Source organism: Pseudomonas sp. IPO3747 (assembly GCF_013385245.1).
In the GTDB taxonomy this organism is placed as follows: Bacteria; Pseudomonadota; Gammaproteobacteria; order Pseudomonadales; family Pseudomonadaceae; genus Aquipseudomonas; species Aquipseudomonas edaphica.
Window position 1 is genome coordinate 1 of the sequence record NZ_JACAQL010000015.1, and the last position, 19,947, is coordinate 19,947.

Annotated in this window: 18 protein-coding genes; 11 read left to right on the plus strand and 7 right to left on the minus strand. The window is 61.0% G+C overall.

Going from position 1 to position 19,947, the window contains the following annotated elements; genetic code table 11:
- Both HX790_RS19155 and HX790_RS19160 read left to right on the plus strand, forming a co-directional pair.
- On the plus strand, positions 1–1,754 hold a 1,754-nt coding region (locus HX790_RS19155; protein WP_176991939.1), incomplete at its 5' end, for an RHS repeat-associated core domain-containing protein.
- Positions 1,751–2,065, plus strand: coding sequence for a contact-dependent growth inhibition system immunity protein (locus HX790_RS19160; protein ID WP_176991940.1), 315 nt, complete (start codon positions 1,751–1,753; stop codon positions 2,063–2,065). The genes HX790_RS19155 and HX790_RS19160, both read left to right, overlap by 4 nt.
- Before the next feature lie 520 nt (positions 2,066–2,585).
- On the opposite strand, the gene HX790_RS19165 is transcribed toward HX790_RS19160, so the two are convergent.
- The 5 genes from HX790_RS19165 to HX790_RS19185 form a co-directional block, all read right to left on the minus strand.
- The gene (locus tag HX790_RS19165; protein ID WP_176991941.1) at positions 2,586–3,815 is read right to left on the minus strand and encodes a M20/M25/M40 family metallo-hydrolase; all 1,230 of its coding nucleotides are present in this window, start codon (positions 3,813–3,815) and stop codon (positions 2,586–2,588) included.
- Positions 3,816–3,857: 42 nt separating this feature from the next.
- Entirely contained in the window at positions 3,858–4,916 is a 1,059-nt protein-coding gene (locus HX790_RS19170; protein WP_176991942.1) for a diguanylate cyclase, read from the minus strand.
- An 80-nt stretch (positions 4,917–4,996) separates the two neighbouring features.
- On the minus strand, positions 4,997–5,629 hold the full coding sequence (locus tag HX790_RS19175; protein ID WP_017137772.1) for a LysE family translocator: 633 nt from the start codon (positions 5,627–5,629) through the stop codon (positions 4,997–4,999).
- Between the two features lie 66 nt (positions 5,630–5,695).
- Positions 5,696–6,565, minus strand: coding sequence for a sugar phosphate isomerase/epimerase (locus HX790_RS19180; RefSeq protein WP_169987244.1), 870 nt, complete (start codon positions 6,563–6,565; stop codon positions 5,696–5,698).
- Positions 6,566–6,592: 27 nt separating this feature from the next.
- Positions 6,593–6,757, minus strand: coding sequence for a rubredoxin (locus tag HX790_RS19185; RefSeq protein WP_016968943.1), 165 nt, complete (start codon positions 6,755–6,757; stop codon positions 6,593–6,595).
- A gap of 158 nt (positions 6,758–6,915) precedes the next feature.
- Here HX790_RS19185 and HX790_RS19190 point away from each other — a divergent pair, with 158 nt between their 5' ends.
- The 4 genes from HX790_RS19190 to HX790_RS19205 all read left to right on the plus strand — a co-directional run bounded on the left by HX790_RS19190 (position 6,916) and on the right by HX790_RS19205 (position 11,768).
- Complete coding sequence (locus tag HX790_RS19190; protein ID WP_138452299.1) at positions 6,916–8,325, plus strand: PLP-dependent aminotransferase family protein; 1,410 nt, start codon at positions 6,916–6,918, stop codon at positions 8,323–8,325.
- A gap of 116 nt (positions 8,326–8,441) precedes the next feature.
- Entirely contained in the window at positions 8,442–9,182 is a 741-nt protein-coding gene (locus HX790_RS19195; protein ID WP_176991943.1) for a response regulator, read from the plus strand.
- Positions 9,179–10,486 carry an ATP-binding protein gene (locus tag HX790_RS19200; RefSeq protein ID WP_017137768.1) on the plus strand — a complete coding sequence of 436 codons (1,308 nt, stop codon included), beginning with the start codon at positions 9,179–9,181 and terminating at the stop codon, positions 10,484–10,486. Before HX790_RS19195 ends, HX790_RS19200 begins: the two co-directional genes overlap by 4 nt.
- 199 nt (positions 10,487–10,685) lie before the next feature.
- Positions 10,686–11,768 (plus strand): LLM class flavin-dependent oxidoreductase, encoded by a 1,083-nt coding sequence (locus tag HX790_RS19205; RefSeq protein WP_176991944.1) that lies wholly within the window; start codon positions 10,686–10,688, stop codon positions 11,766–11,768.
- A gap of 137 nt (positions 11,769–11,905) precedes the next feature.
- On the opposite strand, the gene HX790_RS19210 is transcribed toward HX790_RS19205, so the two are convergent.
- Positions 11,906–12,700 (minus strand): class II aldolase/adducin family protein, encoded by a 795-nt coding sequence (locus HX790_RS19210; RefSeq protein ID WP_176991945.1) that lies wholly within the window; start codon positions 12,698–12,700, stop codon positions 11,906–11,908.
- Between the two features lie 239 nt (positions 12,701–12,939).
- Positions 12,940–13,845, minus strand: coding sequence for a LysR family transcriptional regulator (locus HX790_RS19215; RefSeq protein ID WP_017137765.1), 906 nt, complete (start codon positions 13,843–13,845; stop codon positions 12,940–12,942).
- A 225-nt stretch (positions 13,846–14,070) separates the two neighbouring features.
- On the opposite strand from HX790_RS19215, the gene HX790_RS19220 reads away from it, so the two are divergent.
- The 5 genes from HX790_RS19220 to HX790_RS19240 all read left to right on the plus strand — a co-directional run bounded on the left by HX790_RS19220 (position 14,071) and on the right by HX790_RS19240 (position 19,944).
- The gene (locus HX790_RS19220) at positions 14,071–14,682 is read left to right on the plus strand and encodes a cysteine dioxygenase (RefSeq protein ID WP_017137764.1); all 612 of its coding nucleotides are present in this window, start codon (positions 14,071–14,073) and stop codon (positions 14,680–14,682) included.
- Positions 14,679–16,262, plus strand: a complete 1,584-nt coding sequence (locus tag HX790_RS19225; protein ID WP_176991946.1) for a rhodanese-related sulfurtransferase — start codon at positions 14,679–14,681, stop codon at positions 16,260–16,262. The genes HX790_RS19220 and HX790_RS19225 overlap by 4 nt, the downstream gene beginning before the upstream one ends.
- Positions 16,263–16,361: 99 nt before the next feature.
- Complete coding sequence (locus tag HX790_RS19230) at positions 16,362–17,336, plus strand: ABC transporter substrate-binding protein (protein ID WP_170038563.1); 975 nt, start codon at positions 16,362–16,364, stop codon at positions 17,334–17,336.
- Between the two features lie 14 nt (positions 17,337–17,350).
- Entirely contained in the window at positions 17,351–18,691 is a 1,341-nt protein-coding gene (locus HX790_RS19235) for an LLM class flavin-dependent oxidoreductase (protein WP_176991947.1), read from the plus strand.
- Positions 18,688–19,944: an acyl-CoA dehydrogenase family protein gene (locus HX790_RS19240; RefSeq protein WP_256351606.1), complete on the plus strand. Its 1,257-nt coding sequence runs from the start codon at positions 18,688–18,690 to the stop codon at positions 19,942–19,944. Before HX790_RS19235 ends, HX790_RS19240 begins: the two co-directional genes overlap by 4 nt.
- The last annotated feature ends 3 nt before the right edge of the window (positions 19,945–19,947 follow it).

Here is a 19,947-nt window from a genome sequence, read left to right on the forward strand (position 1 = left end):
GCGACGACGGCAGTCAGCTCGTCACCCGCTACGAGCGAGACCACGCCGGCCGCCTCGTAAGAAAAACCCTGCCAGACGGCAATATTGTCGACTATGCCTACGACCGCCAAGGCAACCTCCTAAGCGTCGACGACGGCCGCTGGGCGCTGGCCTACGAATACGACCCACAAAACCGCCTCACCGCCGAACACCAAGGCTGGGGCACCTTGCGCTACGGCTATGACGCCTGCGGCCAACTGCACAAACTGCGCCTGCCAGACAACAACCGCCTTACCTTCAACCACGACAAAGGCGGCCACCTTTCCACCGTCGAGCTGAATGGCGAAACCCTCACCTCCCACCTGTTCAAAACCGGCCGCGAACACCAACGCCAGCAGGGCCAGCTCCTCAGTCACTACCACTACGACGACCAAAACCGCCTGCACACCCACGCGGTCAGCCAACAGCAACACACCCTTTACCAACGCCAATACGACTACGACAAAAGCGGCAACCTCGCCCGCCTGCTCGACACCCGCAAAGGCGAACACCACTACCACTACGACCCCCTCGCCCGCCTGACCCGCGCCGACCACTCGCAAGACGTGCAGGAACGCTTCGGCCACGACCCGGCTGGCAACCTGCTCATGCAAGACCGCCCCGGCCCGGACATCGTGGCGGGGAACAGGTTGATGATCCAAGGCGATCATCATTATGACTATGACGCCTTCGGCAATTTGATCCGCCAGCGACGTGGCAAGGGTCATCAGCTAGTTACGGAATACCGCTACGACTGCCAGCATCGGTTGATAGGGATCACACGGCCCAACGGGCAAACCGCCAGCTATCGCTACGACCCGTTTGGTCGGCGGATCAGCAAAACCGTTAACGACATAACCACGGAGTTTTTCTGGCAAGGCGACAAGCTGGTGGCAGAACACCACGCGGATCGGCATCGCAGCTACCTCTACGAGCCAGACAGTTTTCGCCCGTTGGTACTGCTGGAAGGCTTTGGCCCTCAAGACACCAAACCCTTCCACTACCAACTCGACCACCTGGGCACGCCGCAGGAACTGACAAACCCCGAAGGCGAAATCGTCTGGTCCGCGCACTACCGCGCCTACGGTGAAATCGCACGTCTAGACGTCGGAAAAATCGACAATCCGTTGCGCTTCCAGGGCCAATATTTTGATGCCGAAAGCGGGCTGCACTACAACCGTCATCGCTACTACAATCCGAATATTGGTCGTTACCTGACGCCGGACCCGGTGAAGCTGGCGGGTGGGATTAATACGTACCGGTATGTGCCTAACCCTACGGGGTGGGTGGATCCGTTAGGACTAAGTTGTAAGGTTGGAGATTGCCCCGGTCCAAAGGGAAAACAAAAAAACAAGCCACCTGCCGGGTTGTTAGTCACCCACGAGAGGGCAGGAGGACACCTGATTAGAAAACATGTAGGAAGGACAGATGAACAGCTGGCGGCGAGATTCGAGTCAGAGCCAAATCTCCCTGCATCATCTTCGTTCAAGTCTCTAGAGGAGGCTGAGACTATAGTTTCTAAAAGCTTGGCAAAACATCAGCAAGAAATAATAAACTTCAAAAACGGAAATAAAAGCAAACTCATAATTAAAGACAACTCAACCAACCCCGTAGGAGTAAGCATTTTAAAAGAAACTACAGAACCCATACCCGTTTATAATTTTGTGTTAGTGTTGAAACGCGCCCAAAGGATGCCAGATGGCTATCTATTGCTGACCGGATTCCCAGAAAAATGAATGAACTACTGACAGAGCTCCAACAGTTTTTGGGTGCCTATTTCCACCAGGACTGGGTAGAAGAGCACTCCTCTGCTGATGAGGTTATCGATTCATTTCTGCTGGACTCGTCGAGAGACGTAATCATCACAGTAAAACAGGAAATTTTAGAATTGATAAGCTCATATAAGAACGAGCTGGACCTTCAAGAAAAATTGTTGCAAGTATATAGTTGCTATTACTACTACCCAAACCAATGGGTATCAGGCCCACTATGGCTGAATCACATAGTAAACAAATTCGATATGTACTTATTAAAAACCATTAAATAGAAAACACCACTTACCTCACCGAAACGCCCCCATCACTGTGGCGAGCGAGCTTGCTCGCGCTGGACCGCGAAGCGGTCCCAATGAGGGCAGCACGTTTTTCCAGGTGTATCGGGGGTAACGGTTTTGGGGCTGCTACGCAGCCCAGCGCGAGCAAGCTCGCTCGCCACAAAAACCTCACTTACAACGAAAACCTCGCTTACCACAAAACAGCCTACGACGAATGAGTGTGGAAAATGTGACCTCCAAAAAGCCAGCCAGGAAGACCCATCAACATGGTGAAAACACCACCCATCTTACTGAAACACCCCCATCACTGTGGCGAGCAGGCTTGCCCTGCGTTGGGCTGCGAAGCAGCCCCAATAGGAAAAAACGAGATACTAGCGTAAACCCGTGTCGTCTGTTTTGGGGCTGCTGCGCAGCCCAACGCAGGGCAAGCCTGCTCGCCACAACAAGCCTGCTCACCCAAATAATAAGTTTGCGAACAGGAAGGCTCACCTATTGAGTGAGCCCTGCGAACCTCTCACCGCTTCGACAGCTCCATAATCATCCGACTCAACAAATAAACCCGTGGCGCCACGCTCTCCACCTCGGCATATTCCTCCGGCGTATGAATATTCCCACCGACAATCCCAAACCCATCCAACGTCGGCGTCCCGACCCCAGCTGACAAGCTCGCATCTGCGGCCCCGCCGCTGCCTTCAATGGTCAATTTACGACCCAATTCGCCATAGATCCCCTGGGCAATTGCGACCAATTTGTCCGACTGCGGCGTCTGTGGCATCGGCGGCAGGCCGCGCAACAAACTCGTTTTCACTTCAGTGTCCGGGATCAGCTTATTGGCTGACACCCGCGCCAGGTCTTTTTCGATCCGATCAAACTCTTCCGGCAGTGCCGCGCGCACGTCGGCTTTGGCGGTGGCTTGGTCGGGGATGACGTTGGTGCGGTCGCCGGCCTTGATCACGGTGAAGTTGATGGTGGTTTTCTTCTCTTCATCGCCGAGTTTGCCCAGTTGCAGAATCTGGTGCGCGGCTTCCATGGCGGCGTTGCGGCCCAGTTCGGGGGCGACGCCGGCGTGGGCGGCTTTGCCTTTGACTTCGACCACGGCGGTGGCGCTGCCTTTGCGCCATACCACCAGGCCGTCGGCTGGGCGGCCGGGTTCCAGGTTCAAGGTTACGTCGTGGGCCTTGGCGGTTTTGCGGATCAGTTCGGAGGCGGTTTCTGAGCCGGTTTCTTCGCTGGCATCGAGCAGGAAGGTGATTTGTGCGTAGTCCTTGAAGCCCTGGTTTTTCAGGACTTTGAGCGCGTAGATGCCGGCGACGATGCCACCCTTGTCATCCATCACGCCGGGGCCGTAGGCGCGACCATCCTTGATATGAAACGGTCGCTCGGCGGCCGAGCCTTCCTTGAACACGGTGTCCATGTGCGCCATCAGCAGGATTTTGGCTTTACCGGTGCCCTTGAGGGTGGCGATCACATGGCTGTTGTTAGCCGCTTTGTCGGGCACCAGCTCAATGCTGAAACCGAGCTGCTTGAGCTCATCCACGGCAATGTCGCGCACTTGGGTCAGGCCCGGCTCGTAGCCAGAACCCGAATCGATGTTCACCAGGCGTTCGAGCAGTTTCAGGGCCTCGGCCTTGTACTGTTCGGCATCCGCCTGGATTTGCTTGTGGGGTTCGTCGCTGTAGGCCGGCACGGTGAAGGTCAGGGCCAGGGTGGCGGCCAGCAGGGTACGGGAGAAGGTGAAGAGCATGGACCGGTCCTTGTTGTTGTGGGGGTGTGCTGCGCTACCCTACTAAACCGAGCGTAACCAACTGCCTTGCACCGAACTGACGCGGTTGCGCCCGCTGCTCTTGGCTTCATACAGCGCCTGGTCGGCGTCGTTGAGCCAACTGGTGGAGTCGGCGTGCGCCGGCTGGTACGGCGCCAGGCCAATGCTCAAGCTGGCGCGCAGGGTCGGGTCTTGCACATAGGCCAGTGCGCTGAAGCGATCACGCAAAGCGTCCATCACTTCGGTGGCGCGATTGAGCGGCATGCCTGGCAAAATCACACAGAACTCGTCGCCGCCATAGCGCCCGGCCAGGTCGGACGCCCGCAGGTTCTGGCGCAACACCTTGCTGAGTTGGCGCAGCACGATGTCGCCGGTGACATGCCCGTAGGTGTCGTTGATGGTCTTGAAATGGTCGATGTCGATCAGCGCAATGGCCGCGCCCACCTGTTCACGGCGGCAACGTTGGAACTCGATTTCCAGATGGTCCTTCCAGGCGCCGTGATTGAGCAGGCCGGACAGGCTGTCGGTGCGGCTCAAGGCCAGCAACTCGCGCTTGTGGCGGGCCAGGGTCACGGCCTGGCGGTAGCAGATCCAGCCCAGCGCCAGGGGATACAGCATCAGGATCGGCAGGCACGCATACAGCTGCGCCTCGCTGGTCACCGCGACAAACGCCGGCGCGAACACCAGCAGGGCGGCGCCGATGCCCAGCCCCTGCGCCACCCAGCCGGCGAGCATAAAGCGCGGCCCGCCGATGGCGACGTTGTTCATGGTCATCATCGACAGCGTGGTCACGCTGGGCAGCGGGTTGAAGTGCATGGCACCGACCCAGAAGCCGCCGCAGAACGAATCGAAGAGTAAATTACGCCGTTCGCTGCGCAGTGAGTTGCTCGCCCGGCGCGACAACTGGTAGGCCAGGTGCGGCCACACAAACGCGTTAATCAGCATCCAGGCCCACACCCACAGCGACGGGTGCAAGGGGTACATGCCAAATACCACGCAGACAAAACCGAGCGTCAGCCCCAAGAGCCGCGATTTGAACAGGCGCGAAGCGAGCGGAAGTCCATTTCCTCCGGCGGCTGACATGGTGGGGTGTAATCCTGGATGAGTGCCTGGAGTCTAACAGGGCAACGTCAAAGCGCCACTACTGCTTACCTGCTAATACTTCAGTGCGAAAACCCGCGCGCCAGCATCAACGCAACACCCAATAGCAGCACCGCCGTGATCCGCTGCAACAGCACCCGGCGCTTGGGGTTTTCCAGCACGTGCTTGATGCGCTGGCCGAAATAGCAGTACAGGCAGCCGCTGGCAAACTGCAGGGTCAGAAACGTCAACCCGAGGATGGCGATATCCGCCGCCGAGCTGTGCTCGCCTGCACCGGCAAACTGCGGGAACACGGCGCTGAACATGATGATGGTCTTGGGGTTGGAAAACCCGGTGAGCAACCCCTTGCCGAACAGGCTGCGCGAGCCTTCCACGGCGCCGCCCTGGTTGATCGACACGCCGCTGCTGGTCCACTGCTTGTAGGCCAGGTACAGAATATAGGCCACACCGACAAACTGGATGGTCTGGGTAATGGCGAGGTTGCCCTTGATCAGTTCCGAAAAGCCCACGGCAAAGATCAGGATGGAAATCAGGTAGGACACACTGGCGCCGATCTGGGCCGGGATCGAACTGCGCAAGCCGTCCTTCAAGCCCAGGCTTAACAGCAACAGGGTCATGGGGCCGGGGCTGAAGGTCATGGTGGCGCAAAACAGCAGAAAGTAGAGAAACGAAGACAGCGTTAACGCACTTGTCATGGGCCAGAACCTTGGAATGGTAAAAACAACAACGGGGCGCGCTTGAAACGCACGCCCCTGCGCCTGTCAGGCAACGGCAATTTCAGTGGTCAGGGATTCACGGTACATCAGCGCCAGGTCGGCCAGGGCGGCCTTCGCGGTCTGGTTGCGGGTTTCGAACGCCACCAGGCCCTTCCAGTTGGTTTCTACTATTGCCTGCACCACGTCGGCGTAATCACAGTTGCCGTCATGAATGCCGAAGTGCTGATCCTGCACGCCATTGTTGTTGCTGAAAGAAATGCCCTTGATCAAGTGGTGATACTTGCGCACCACGTCGGCCGGCAGGCCGTTCTCGATGTTGGCGTGGCCCGCATCCAGGAAGAAGTACACGTTGCCATGGGCCTTCAAGCACTCGAACACAAACGCGTATTCGGCCTCATGGGTAAAGATGTAGTGGAACGGCCGGTAGTTGACGTAGTTGGACAGGTTCTCCAGGTAGATATCCGTGCCCTTGGCCTCGGCGTAGCTCGCCAGTTCCTGTACCGACTTGAGGTAGTGTTCCAGCGCAACTTTCTTGGCCATCAGCACCATTTTTGGCTCAACGATGCAGCCGCCGTGGATGATCAACGGCGCGCCCAGGCGGCTGGCGATATCAATCTCTTTTTTTACGTAGTCCACCGCCGCTGCGCGGAACGCCTCGACGTCACTGCCCAGCGGCGCCTTGAAGTTGCCGTGGAAGATCGGCTTGACGCCGGTGGCGGCGATTTGCGCCTGCAGGCTCTCAATGCGTGCATCGGTCCAGTCGTCGACCATCTCGCCGAACAGGCTGCCGTCGATGTACCAATGGGTGCAATCACCCTCGATAGCGGTTTGCAGGCCTTTTTCGGCGCTGAGGTATTTCTGGTGCGCCACACCGGTACAGAACGGCACGGTGGGGTTGATCAGTTTGCTTTCCATGGAGCGATTCCTTTCGTTGATGGAGGATTAGAGTTCAATGGCCATAAAGTCGGCCTTGGTCACGCCGCAGTCAGGGCATGTCCAGTCTTCCGGCACTTCTTCCCAAGGGGTGCCGGCCGGGATTCCGTCCTCCGGAATACCCAATTCTTCTACGTACATAAAACCGCAGGGGGCGCACATATAAGTCTTCATGAGAATGCGAAATCCATTGCTCGCGTGTAAGAAACTTCGCCAGTTTCCGGCGAGATGGCGCGCAGTCTAGGGCAGCGTCATTGCACAAGGCAGGTAAAGTGGTGCCTAATCCGGCCTAACTTCACCGGTAAAAGCACCGGCAAAGACAAGGAAGGTTTATGTTTGTATCCGCCATCGCTTTTGTGGAAGGCACGCCCAAGGTGCAGCAGATCGTCGACGCCTTCAGCCAGGCCATCGAGGCCGGTGAATGGGCACCCGGCAGCAAGTTGCCGTCGGTGCGTGAGCTGACCCAGACCCTGGGCGTCAGCAAGTTCACCCTCAACGAAGCACTGGACCGCCTGCGCGGGCGCCACCTGCTGACCTCAAGCCAGGGCCGCGGCTATTTTGTGGCGATGGAAACCGCACGCCCGGCCGCCGCGACCTGGGTCGACCTGCTGCCCCAAGACCTGCTCAGCGTGCTGCGCCGCCCGCTGGTCACCGCCAGCGGCGAGCTGCGCCCCGGTGGCGGGCACTTGCCGGAGGACTGGTTGAACGGCGAGGCCATCCGCCAAACGATGCGCAGCGTGGTGCGTGCGCCGTCACTGCGCATCGCCGGCCTGGGCACGCCGGCCGGGTTGCTGCCCTTGCGCCAAGCCCTGCAACAGAAGCTGCACGGCGAAGGCTTGTCGGTGCCGGTGGAACAGATCATCACCACGCCCAACACCGTGCAGGGCCTGGACATGCTCATGCGCCTGCTCGCACGCCCCGGCGACACGGTGCTGCTGGACGCGCCGTGCTACTTCAACTTCCACGCCAACCTGGCCCTGCACGGGGTCAAAGTGGTGACCATCGAGCGGCGCCCCGACGGTTTTGACTTTACTGCCCTCGAACAGCTGCTGGCCGAGCATCGCCCCAGCCTGTACCTGACCACCAGCGTGCTGCATAACCCCACCGGCCATTCCTTCAGCCCCGGCCAGGCGTTTCGCTTGCTGCAACTGACCCAGCAGTACCATTGCCATATCGTCGAGGACGACCTCTACGGCGACCTGCACCCCAACCCGCCGCCGCGCCTGGCCGCCCTCGCCGGGCTGGATCAGGTCACCTACCTGTCCGGGTTCTCCAAGATCCTCAGCGCCAACACCCGCGTCAGCTACGTGGTGGCCGCGCCGCAATTGGCCGCCAACCTCACCAACATGAAGCTGATGAGCGGCGGCGTGACCTCGGAGCTGTTCGAGCAGATCGTCTACCGCATGCTCAGCGAAGGCAGCTACGCCAAGCACCGCAAGCGTATGGTCCAGCGTTTGATGGAGTCCGGCGGGCGCGTCGAACAATGGCTCAAGCGCTGTGGCTGCGAGCTGCCGATGGCGTATGAAGGCGGGATGTTTATCTGGGCGCGCCTGCCCAAGGGCGTAAACGGTGAACTGCTGGCCCAGGAGGCGTTGAAACGCAGCCTGGTGCTGGCGCCGGGCGCGCTGTTCGGCTACGACCCGGCGCACCTCAATTCGATGCGCTTCAATGTCGCCCACACTGATGAGCCGCGCGCCCAGCGGGTGTTCGAGGCGCTGTTGCTCAAGGCCGTGCGCCACTGATTTTTGCTTCGCCGTGTATCTGGTCAGCGCCAGATACACTGCAATACAAAGCGCACAAGGCAAAGGCTGCGGCGATGGCTAGACTGCGGCCAAGAGCATTTAACGAGGAAGGCAGCATGGATCATGTCGATCACATCCTGATCGTCGATGACGACCGGGAAATCCGCGAACTGGTGGGCAATTACCTGAAGAAAAACGGCATGCGCACCACCGTAGTCGCCGACGGCCGCCAGATGCGCAGCTTCCTCGACACTACCCCCGTGGACTTGATCGTGCTGGATATCATGATGCCCGGCGACGACGGCTTGCAGCTGTGCCGCGAACTGCGGGTGGGCAAGCACAAAGCCACGCCAGTGCTGATGCTCACGGCGCGCAACGATGAAACCGACCGCATCATCGGCCTGGAAATGGGCGCCGATGATTACCTGGTCAAGCCTTTCGCCGCGCGTGAATTGCTCGCACGCATCAATGCGGTATTGCGCCGCACACGCATGCTGCCACCGAACCTGATAGTGAGTGAAACCGGGCGGCTGATTCGCTTTGGTCGCTGGCGCCTGGACACCACCGCCCGCCACCTGCTCGACGAGGACGACACCCTGGTGGCCCTCAGCGGCGCCGAATACCGTCTGTTGCGGGTGTTTCTCGACCACCCGCAGCGCGTACTCAACCGCGACCAATTGCTGAACCTGACCCAGGGGCGTGACGCCGACTTGTTCGATCGCTCCGTCGACCTGCTGGTGAGCCGCTTGCGCCAACGCTTGCTGGATGACGCCCGCGAACCGGCCTATATCAAGACCGTGCGCAGCGAGGGTTATGTGTTTTCACTGCCGGTGCAAATCCTCGGGGCCGAGCAATGAGGCCATGGCGGTTTGGCTGGCCGCGCACACTGGCGTCCCAACTGTCGCTGATTTTTCTGATCAGCCTGGTGTGTGCCCATGGGTTGTCATTCAGTGCGCAGTTCTACGAGCGCTATATCAGTGCGCGCACGGTGATGCTCGGCAACCTGGAAAACGACGTGTCCACCTCGGTGGCCATCCTCGACCGCCTGCCCGCCAACGAACGCGCCAGTTGGCTGGCGCGTCTCGACCGGCAGAATTACCGGTACTTGCTCAACGCCGGCGAGGCCGGTGAACCGATGACTAGCAACGATGTGCCAATGGCCGCCACCTCGATTGCGGACGCACTGGGCGAGCATTACGCCCTGACCTTTCGCGATATTCCAGGCATCCAGAAACACTTCCAGGTGCACCTGACCCTGGCCGATGGCAACCCGATCACCCTCGACGTACGCCCCGCCGCCCTGCCCGTAGCCTATTGGTTGCCGGTGGTGCTGGTGCTGCAACTGGCGCTGCTGCTCGGCTGCACCTGGGTCGCGGTGCGCCTGGCCGTGCGCCCGCTGACACGCCTGGCCCGTGCGGTCGAAACCCTCGACCCGAACGCTCACCCCACCCCCCTGGACGAAACCGGCCCGAGTGAAGTCGCGCATGCCGCCGCGGCGTTCAATGCCATGCAACAGCGCATTGCCGAATACCTCAAGGAACGCATGCAGATCCTCGCCGCGATTTCCCATGACCTGCAAACGCCGATCACCCGCATGAAACTGCGCGCCGAGTTTATGGACGACAGCGCCGACCGCGAAAAACTGTGGAGCGACCTGAGCGAAATGGAGCACCTGGTACGTGAAGGCGTGGCGTATGCGCGCAGCGTTCACGGCGCCACCGAGGCCAGCCACCGCATTGACCTGGACGCCTTTCTCGACAGCCTGGTGTTTGACTATCAGGACATGCAAAAGCAGGTCAGCCTGCGCGGCAAAAGCGCGCTGATCCTCGACACCCGCCCCCACGCGCTGCGCCGCGTGTTGGTGAACCTGGTGGACAACGCCCTTAAATTCGCCGGCAACGCCGAGCTGGAAGTCGGCTCGACAGCCAATGGGCAGTTGTCGATCAAGGTGTTGGACCAAGGCCCCGGAATTGCCGAAGACGAATTGGCGCAGGTGCTGCAGCCGTTCTACCGGGTAGAAAGCTCACGCAATCGCGGCACCGGCGGCACCGGGCTGGGGTTGGCGATTGCCCAGCAACTGGCGGTGGCGATCGGCGGCACGCTGACCTTGAGCAATCGGGTTGAAGGCGGCTTGTGCGCCGAGATTCGTTTGAGTCTTTAGCGCCCTGTTCTGTGGGGAGCAGGCTCGCCACATTGAGTGCACAGCTTTAATAAAATTTACGCATGATAATTCTGCTTTTTATAATTAGGTTAGAACCAACAGGCATTTTACAGACCCCGCCACGGCCCTTACTTTTGACCCGAGTGACCGACCCCACGCCCGGAGGAGGTGTTAATCGCGCAATCGACAAGGACAGACCATGAGCATCGAATTTATCGGTTATATCGGCGGCCATCACGCTTCCGAGATTCACCCGCGCAGCGGCCCTACCCTGCAGCCAGACTACGTCGAAACCGTGGCCCGCGCCCACGAAGCGGCCGGCTTCGACCGCGCGTTGGTGGCGTTTCATTCCAACAGCCCGGACAGCACGCTGATCGCCGCGCATGCCGCCAGCGTGACCCAAAAGCTGCAGTTTCTGATCGCCCATCGTCCAGGTTTCGCCCAGCCGACCTTGGCCGCACGCCAGTTCGCGACCCTGGACGTGTTCAACGGCGGGCGCACAGCCGTGCATATCATCACCGGCGGCGATGACCGTGAACTGCGCGCCGATGGCAGCCATATCGGCAAGGACGAACGTTACGCACGCACCGACGAATACCTCAGCGTGGTGCGCCAGGAATGGACCCACGAGCAGCCTTTCGATTTCAAAGGCACCTACTACCAGGTCGAAGGCGCACACTCGACGGTGAAGTCGCCGCAGCAACCGCATATCCCGCTGTACTTCGGCGGCTCTTCCGCGGCCGCGATTGCGGTGGCCGGCAAACATGCCGACGTGTATGCGCTGTGGGGCGAAACCTACGAGCAGGTGCGCGAAGTGGTGACCCAGGTGCGCGCAGAAGCGGCCAAGCACGGGCGCACGATTCGCTTCAGCTTGTCGTTGCGCCCGATCCTCGCGCAAACCGAGGAGCTGGCCTGGGCACGTGCCGAGACAATCCTGCAACAGGCGACCGCACTGGCTGACAAGCAGGGCTTTGTGCGCCGTGAACCACCCAACGAAGGCTCGCGCCGCTTGCTGGCAGCGGCAGCGCAGGGTTCGCGCCTGGATAAGCGCCTATGGACCGGGATCGCCGGGTTGCTGGGCGCACAGGGCAACTCCACTTCATTGGTCGGCACCGCCGAACAAGTCGCGCAGGCATTGCTGGACTACTACGACCTGGGTATCACCACCTTCCTGATACGCGGGTTCGACCCGCTCAACGACGCAATCGACTACGGCAAGCAGCTGATCCCACTGACCCGCCAGCTGGTCGCCGAGCGCGAACAAGCCAAACAGGTCGCCTAACTAAAGAACACCACACAACCCATGTGGGAGCGGGCTTGCTCGCGAATGCGGCGGGTCAGTCAACGCAAATATTGACTGATCCACCGCATTCGCGAGCAAGCCCGCTCCCACATTTTTGATCTTCAGTAGTTTCAAGTTCAGTTTTTGTAGTCGGTATCCGTACGCTCCAACTGCCGAACCAACGCATTCCAATGCCGCACCACACCCGGCCCTGCGCCATTGCTGAACACCTTGGCCTGCTGCTCCACCTTGGCCACCACCTCTGCCGGCGGGAAGACAAGCTCGGCATTGCCGCCTGCCTGCGCCGCGATCTGGATATTGCACGCGCGCTCCAGCCCTTGCAGTTGCTGGAAGGCGTGTTCCACGCTGATACCGGCAGTCAACAGCCCATGGTTACGCAAAATCATCACACTCTTATCGCCCAGGTCAGCCACCAAGCGCTCGCGCTCATCCAGGTCCAACGCCACGCCTTCATAACCGTGGTACGCCACGCGCCCGGAGAACGCGATGGCGTGCTGGGAGATCGGCAGCAGGCCATCCTTCTGTGCCGACACCGCAATGCCGTCGCGGGTGTGAGTGTGCAGCACGGCTTGCAGGTCATGACGCGCGCCGTGGATGGCGCTGTGGATCACGTAACCTGCGTAGTTGATACCCAGGCCGGTCGGGTCGTCGACAATCGTGCCGTCGAGGTCGACCTTGACCAGGTTGGAGGCGTTGATTTCATCGAACAACAGCCCGTAGGCGTTGATCAGGAAATGCTCATCCGGCCCCGGCACACGGGCGGAGAAGTGCGTGTAGATGTGATCGGTCCACTTATACAGCGCCGCCAGCCGATAGGCCGCCGCCAGCTTGACGCGCACCTCCCACTCTTCTGGCGTGACACGCTGGCGGACGTTGCTGGAAACACTGGAAAGCGAGGTGACGCTGCTCATGGCAAAACTTCCTGGATGGCCTTAAGGACTTCCAGTCAGCCTAGGGGATGGCCAAAAATAATAAAAAGCACATTTTAATCTAAGCTAATTATTATTTTTTTTTATAAAACCAGCTACCACATAGATAGCTCCCACGCTCCGCGTGGGAATTCAGCCCTGGACGCTCCGCGTCCCAAAGCGTGACGCAGAGCGTCACAGGAGGCATTCCCACGCAGAGCGTGGGAACGATCAGTCTGCACTCACGCAGCATTGCGGATCTTGTGTAAGGAGGCCGCCACCAGCGTCCCGAACGCATCCACCGGCCCTTGCAGGTTACCCAGGAAGTGCGGGTAGATCAGCCACAAATCCATCACCGGTTTGAAGTCCTTGAGCGGCACCACCGCCAGTTGCTCAAGGTGCGCGCTGCGCTCCAGCAGCGGCCGCGGCACCAGCCCCAAGCCCAGGCCGTCCGCCACCAGGCCCAGTTGCAACTCAGTGCCAAAGGTTTCCAGGTTCACTCGCAGCGCCAAACCCTGGTCGGACAAGGTGCGCTGCAACCCGGCACGAAAACCACAGCCATCCGGGTTGAGAATCCAGCCGCCCTGGTACACATCAGCCAACTTGCAGGGCTTTTTCGGCAACTGTGCCTTGGCACACACCACCACTAACTCCATCTTGCCGATGGACTCGCCGACAATGTTGTCCGGGAAGATCTTGCCCGCCGGGAACAACGCCACCGCCGCATCCAGCTCGCCGCGCTCGATCTTGCCGACCAATTGGCTGCCCCAACCGGTGGCGACCTGGGCGCGCAAGTCGGGGTATTCACTGCGCAAGTGCTTGAGCGCATCCAGCAGCACCACATCGCCGATGGTCTGCGGCACGCCCAGGCGCAACACGCCGGTGGGCGGCGCATCGGTGGCCACCAGCTCACGCAGGGCATCCATCTCGCGCAGGATCAACCGGCATTGTTCATACACCCGCGTGCCGATCAGCGTAGGTTTGAGCGGCTTGGTGTTGCGGTCGAACAGCTCCACGCCCAGCGCCTGCTCGAAGTTCTGCACGCGGCGGGTGATGGCCGGTTGAGTCAACTGCAACGACTCGGCGGCGTGGCTGATGGACTGGCAACGAATCACTTCGACAAAGGCATCGATATCGTCAATTTTCATTTGGGCCGCACATAGAGAACAGTCATTAAGATGTGTGGCAAGCATAGTTGCCACACGGCGGTCTGGATAGCCTGCGCTGTGATCGATAACGTCTAACGCTATTCAGACCGGTTCTAAATTACCTAAAGCTATAAGCTAATCATTAAAAAATAGCATATTAACTATAAACATTATGCTTATATAAACCCATCAAGCCATCCCCATAACCGCCATGATGGAATTGCCATGACCCAGTCCCGACACCCCGAAAGACTCAGAGCCTTTATAGGCGCCCTGGCGGAACTGATCGACGGCAACCCGCGCGAAGGCGACCTGTTGCACCGTGGCGGCAAGCTGTTGGCGCAACTGGTCAGCCATGACGACTGGCTGCCCGACGAGTACGCCCAACCGGATCCCGAGCGCTACCAGCAATTTTTGCTGCATGCCGATTCGCGCCAGCGTTTCAGCATCGTCAGCTTTGTCTGGGGGCCGGGCCAGCGCACGCCGATTCACGACCATCGGGTGTGGGGCCTGATCGGCATGTTGCGTGGTGCGGAGTTCTCCCAGGGTTTTGAGCGTGCGCCCGATGGCAGCCTGGTGGCCGAAGGCACACCGGTTCAACTGCTGCCCGGCCAGGTTGAGGCGGTGTCGCCCAAAATCGGCGATATCCATCAGGTCAGCAATGCCCACAGCGACCAGGTGTCGATCAGTATTCACGTGTACGGCGCCAATATTGGTGCCGTGCGCCGTGCGGTGTATCAGCCCGACGGCAGCGAGAAACTGTTTATCTCCGGTTATTCCAACGCCTACCTCCCGAACATCTGGGATTTGTCCAAAGAAAAGAGCCCTGCCCTATGACCACCGTATCGAACCGCAGCTTCGCCCAGATTCGCCAGGCCCTGTTGGACCGTGAAGAAGTCGCCTTGGTCGACGTGCGCGAAGAAGCGCCCTTTGCCGAGTCGCACCCGCTGTTCGCTGCGAATATCCCGCTGTCCAAGCTGGAGCTGGAGGTGTATGCGCGCATTCCCCGTCGCGATACCCAAGTGACGGTCTATGACAATGGCGAAGGGTTGGCCGAACGTGCCGCCGCACGCCTGGTTGCGTTGGGCTACACCCAGGTCAGCTTGCTCGAAGGTAGCCTGGACGGTTGGCGCCGTGCCGGTGGCGAGCTGTTTATCGACGTCAACGTACCGAGCAAAGCCTTCGGCGAGTTGGTTGAGAGCGAGCGCCACACGCCCTCCTTGGCCGCCGAAGAAGTGCAGGCGCTGCTCGACAGCCAGGCCGATGTGGTGGTGCTCGACGCGCGCCGCTTCGACGAATACCAGACCATGAGCATTCCTACCGGCATCAGTGTGCCGGGTGCCGAACTGGTGCTACGCGCCCGTGAACTGGCACCGGACCCGGCCACCCGTATCATCGTCAACTGCGCCGGGCGCACCCGCAGCATTATCGGCACGCAGTCGCTGATCAACTCAGGCATCGCCAACCCGGTGTCGGCACTGCGTAACGGCACTATCGGCTGGACCCTGGCCGGGCAGAAACTCGCCCATGGCCAAGCGCGCCGCTTTGCGCCGACATCGGAAGAACACCGTCAAATCGCCGCCGCAGACGCACGCCGCGTCGCCGACAAAGCACGCGTCGGCCGCGCCACACTTAACGACCTGCAACGCTGGCAGCAGGAGCCGACCCGCACCACCTACCTGTTCGATGTGCGCACGCCGGAGGAATTCGAAGCCGGCCATCTGCCGGGCGCGCGCTCCACACCGGGCGGCCAGCTGGTGCAGGAAACCGACCATGTGGCCAGCGTGCGCGGAGCGCGCCTGGTGCTGGCCGATGACGACGGCGTGCGGGCGAACATGTCCGCCTCATGGCTCGCGCAATTGGGCTGGGAGGTGTACGTGCTGGACGACCTGCAAGCGGCGAACTTCAGCGAACAAGGCGCCTGGGTAGCGCCGGTCCCGGCACCCTTGCAGGCCGAACTGATCAGCCCCCACACCCTTGCCGAGTGGCTGCCCCATGGCGACACGGCGGTGCTGGATTTCACCCCCAGCGCCAACTACGTCAAACGCCATATCCCCGGTGCCTTCTGGGTCTTGCGTGCGCAATTGGCCAACGCCCTGGCCAAGGTGCCGCCTGCCGAACGTTATGTGCTGACCTGCGGCACCAGCCAACTGGCGCGCCTGGCGGTCGCCGACGTCGAAGCCATCACCGGCAAGCCGGTGTTCCTGTTGCAAGGGGGCACGCTTAACTGGATCGCCGAAAAACTGCCGCTGGAAGAAGGCGAAACCCATCTCGCGTCACCGCGTATCGACCGCTATCGCCGCCCGTACGAAGGCACCGACAGCCCGAAAGAAGCCATGCAGGCGTATCTGGACTGGGAATTCGGCCTGGTCGACCAACTGGCACGCGATGGTACCCACGGTTTCTACGTGATCTGAACCACCTTCACGCCTGCCCCACACCGGGGCAGGCCGCACCGACCCCTTGCCAGGCGGAGGTAACCCACACCTTTTCAATTTGCCTGGGATTTATCCATCATGGTCTTTAGCACGCCCTTCAAACACCTGCTGCTGAGCAGCGCCCTGGCCCTCGGCCTGATCAGCACTGCACACGCCGCCGACTTGCAACCGCTACGCGTGGCCAACCAGAAATCCACGATCAAGGCATTGCTGGAAGCCTCGGGCGAAACCAACAACGTGCCCTATCAAATCCAGTGGTCGGAGTTCCCTTCCGCCTCGCCGCTGGGCGAAGCCCTGAACGCGGGCGCCGTCGATATTGGCGCCCTCGGTGACGCGCCGTATGTGTTCGCCTTGGGCGCCGGGGCCGCGCTCAAGGTGGTCAGCATCATCCACGCCGAAGGGCGCAACACCACCGCCCTGGTGGTGCCCAAGGACTCGCCGATCAAGACGGCCGCCGACCTCAAGGGCAAAAAAATTGTCACCGGACGCGGCTCCATCGGGCACTACCTGGCGATCAGGGCCTTGGCCAGCGCAGGCCTGACGACCAAGGATGTGCAATTCATTTTCCTGCTGCCCGCTGAATCCCGGCTGGTACTCGATAACGGCACCGTTGATGCCTGGGCGACATGGGACCCCTACACCACGGTGGTCACCTCACAAAGCCACGCCCGCGTCCTGGTCAGCGGCAAACAGTTGTTGAGCAACCACCTGTATTTCGCCGCCACCAGCCAGGCCATCGCCAACAAACGCCCGCAACTGGATGACTTCGTGGCCCGCGTCGACCGTGCCTACGCCTGGGCCAACACACACCCGGATGAATACGCCGCTGCCCAAGCCAAAATTACCGGCCTGCCCTTGGCGGTGCACCTGGAGGTGGCCAAAGACACGCAACTGAACCCCGTGGTGATTGACGACAGCGTGATCAAGGGCCTGCAAGCCACCGCCGACACCTATCAGCAAGAAGGCCTGCTGCCCAAGCGCATCGACGTGTCCCAGGGTTTCGACACCAGCTTTAACGCCGAACGTTTTCCCACTTCCCAAGCATCGCGCTAAGCAAGGAGCCGCACATGAGCACGCCACGTCATCTGAAACTGGGCGCTATGGTCCACGGTGTCGGTCACGGCTGGGGCGAATGGCGCCACCCGCAGGCGCAACCGAATGCCAGCACCAACTTTGGTTTCTATAAGCAGCAGACCGAGCTGGCCGAAGCGGCCAAGTTCGACTTCGTGTTTATCGCCGACAGCCTGCACATTCACGCCAAATCCAGCCCGCACTACCTCAACCGTTTCGAGCCGCTGACCCTTCTCTCGGCCCTTGCCGCGTTGACCACCCACATCGGCCTGGTCGCCACCGTGACCGTCAGCTACACCGAGCCCTACCAGGTGGCGCGCCAGTTCGCCTCTTTGGACCATATCAGCGGCGGCCGCGCCGGCTGGAACGTGGTCACTTCCTGGCTGAGCGGCACCGCCGACAACTTCGGCAAAGCCGAGCACCCGCCCCACGCCGTGCGCTACCGCATCGCCAAGGAACACTTGAACGTGGTCAAGGGCCTGTGGGATTCCTGGGAAGACGACGCCTTTGCCTACAACAAGCAGAGCGGCGAGTTTTTCACCCCCGAGAAGCTGCATGCGCTGAACCACAAGGGCGAGTTTTTCTCGGTCAAAGGCCCGCTGAACATCGCCCGCTCGCGCCAGGGCCAGCCGGTGATTTTCCAGGCGGGCACCTCTGAAGATGGGCGCAACTTTGCCGCTGAGCATTCCGATGCGATTTTTGTGCATGTCGAGACGCTCGAAGAAGCCAAGGCTTACTCGGCTGATTTAAAACGCCGTGCCAAGTGTTTTGGCCGTGATGCGGGCAGCCTGTCGATTTTGCCGGGCATTCGTCCGATTGTCGGGCGCGATGCTGCCGAGGTGGAAAGCCGCTATCAGCAGGCCGTGGACCTGGTCACCGTCGAAGATGCGATTGTGGCGCTGGGCCGCCCGTTCAACGACCACGACTTCAGCCAATACCCGCTGGACGCACCGTTCCCGGAGCTTGGCGACCTGGGCAGCAACAGCCAGAAAGGCGGTTCCGACCGTGTCAAGCAACTGGCCAGGGACGAAGGCCTGACCCTGCGCGAAGTGGCCTTGCGTTTTTCGCGGCCCAAGCGCGAGTTTGTCGGCACTCCGGAGCAGGTTGCCGATGCCATCCAAACCTGGTTCGAGTCCGGCGCCAGCGACGGCTTCATCATCAACTCGGTACTGCCCGATGGCTTGCAGTACTTCACCGAACTGGTGGTGCCGGTGCTGCAACAACGCGGGCTGTTTCGCAGCGAATACAGCGGCCAGACCTTGCGCGATAACCTGGGGCTGGAGGTGCCGACCAATCGGTACAGCGAAGTTGAAGTGCAACAGGAAGCGCTGGCATGAGTGAACCTCTCAACCGACTAGCCAAGGTGGGAGCTGGCTTGCCTGCGATAGCGGTCTGCGGGCCTGCATTGCGGGTGGCTGATCCACCGCCATCGCAGGCAAGCCAGCTCCCACACGGGCCGGCGCAATTCGACGCCCTGCTCGAACGCCTCAGCGCCGAGCTGGCCAGCAGCGCGCACCTGTATGACGAAAGCGGCGCCTTCCCCCACGCCAACTTCACGCGGCTGCATGAACATGGCCTGGTCGCCCTCACCGTGCCCAAGGCCCTGGGCGGTGGCGGCGCAAGCTTGGCGCAGGCGCGCAAGGCCATCAGCGCGATTGCCAGGGGCGAGCCGTCTACCGCGCTGATTCTGGTGATGCAGTACCTGCAACACACACGCCTGCAAGACAGCAAAACCTGGCCGCAGCACCTGCGCGTACAAGTCGCCGAAGACGCCGTGCGCAACGGTGCATTGATCAATGCGCTGCGCGTCGAACCTGACCTGGGCACCCCGGCCCGTGGCGGGCTGCCGGCAACCACGGCGGTGCGCACCGCCGACGGCTGGCGCATCAGCGGCCGCAAGATTTACTCCACCGGCAGCCACGGCCTGAGCTGGTTCAGCGTGTGGGCGCGCAGTGATGATGCCGACCCGCTGGTGGGCGCCTGGCTGGTGCCGAAAAACAGCCCCGGCGTGAGCATCATCGACACCTGGGACCATCTGGGCATGCGCGCCACCTGCAGCCACGAAGTGGTGCTCGATAATGTCCTGGTGCCGCTGGACCATGCCGTCAGCGTCAGCCCCTGGAGCGCACCGCAACCTGAGCTGGATGGCGAGGGGTTCCTGTGGATGTCGGTGCTGCTGTCGTCGGTGTACGACGCCGTGGCCCAGGCGGCGCGGGACTGGCTGGTGAACTGGCTGGAGCAGCGCAAGCCGTCCAACCTCGGCGCCGCGCTGTCGAGCCTGCCGCGTTTTCAGGAAACCGTCGGCCATATCGACACCCTGCTGTTTGCCAACCGCAGCCTGCTCGAGGCCGCCGCCCAGGGCCACACGCCAGCCGCCAATGCGGCGCAGCTTAAATACCTGGTGACCGGCAATGCGATCCGCGCCGTGGAGCTGGCCATCGAAGCCTCGGGCAACCCTGGCCTGTCGCGCCATAGCCCGCTGCAACGGCATTACCGCGACGTGCTGTGCAGCCGCGTGCATACGCCGCAGAACGACGCGGTGCTGCAAGGTGTGGGTAAAGCGGTGTTCGCTCAACGTGCGCAACAATGAATA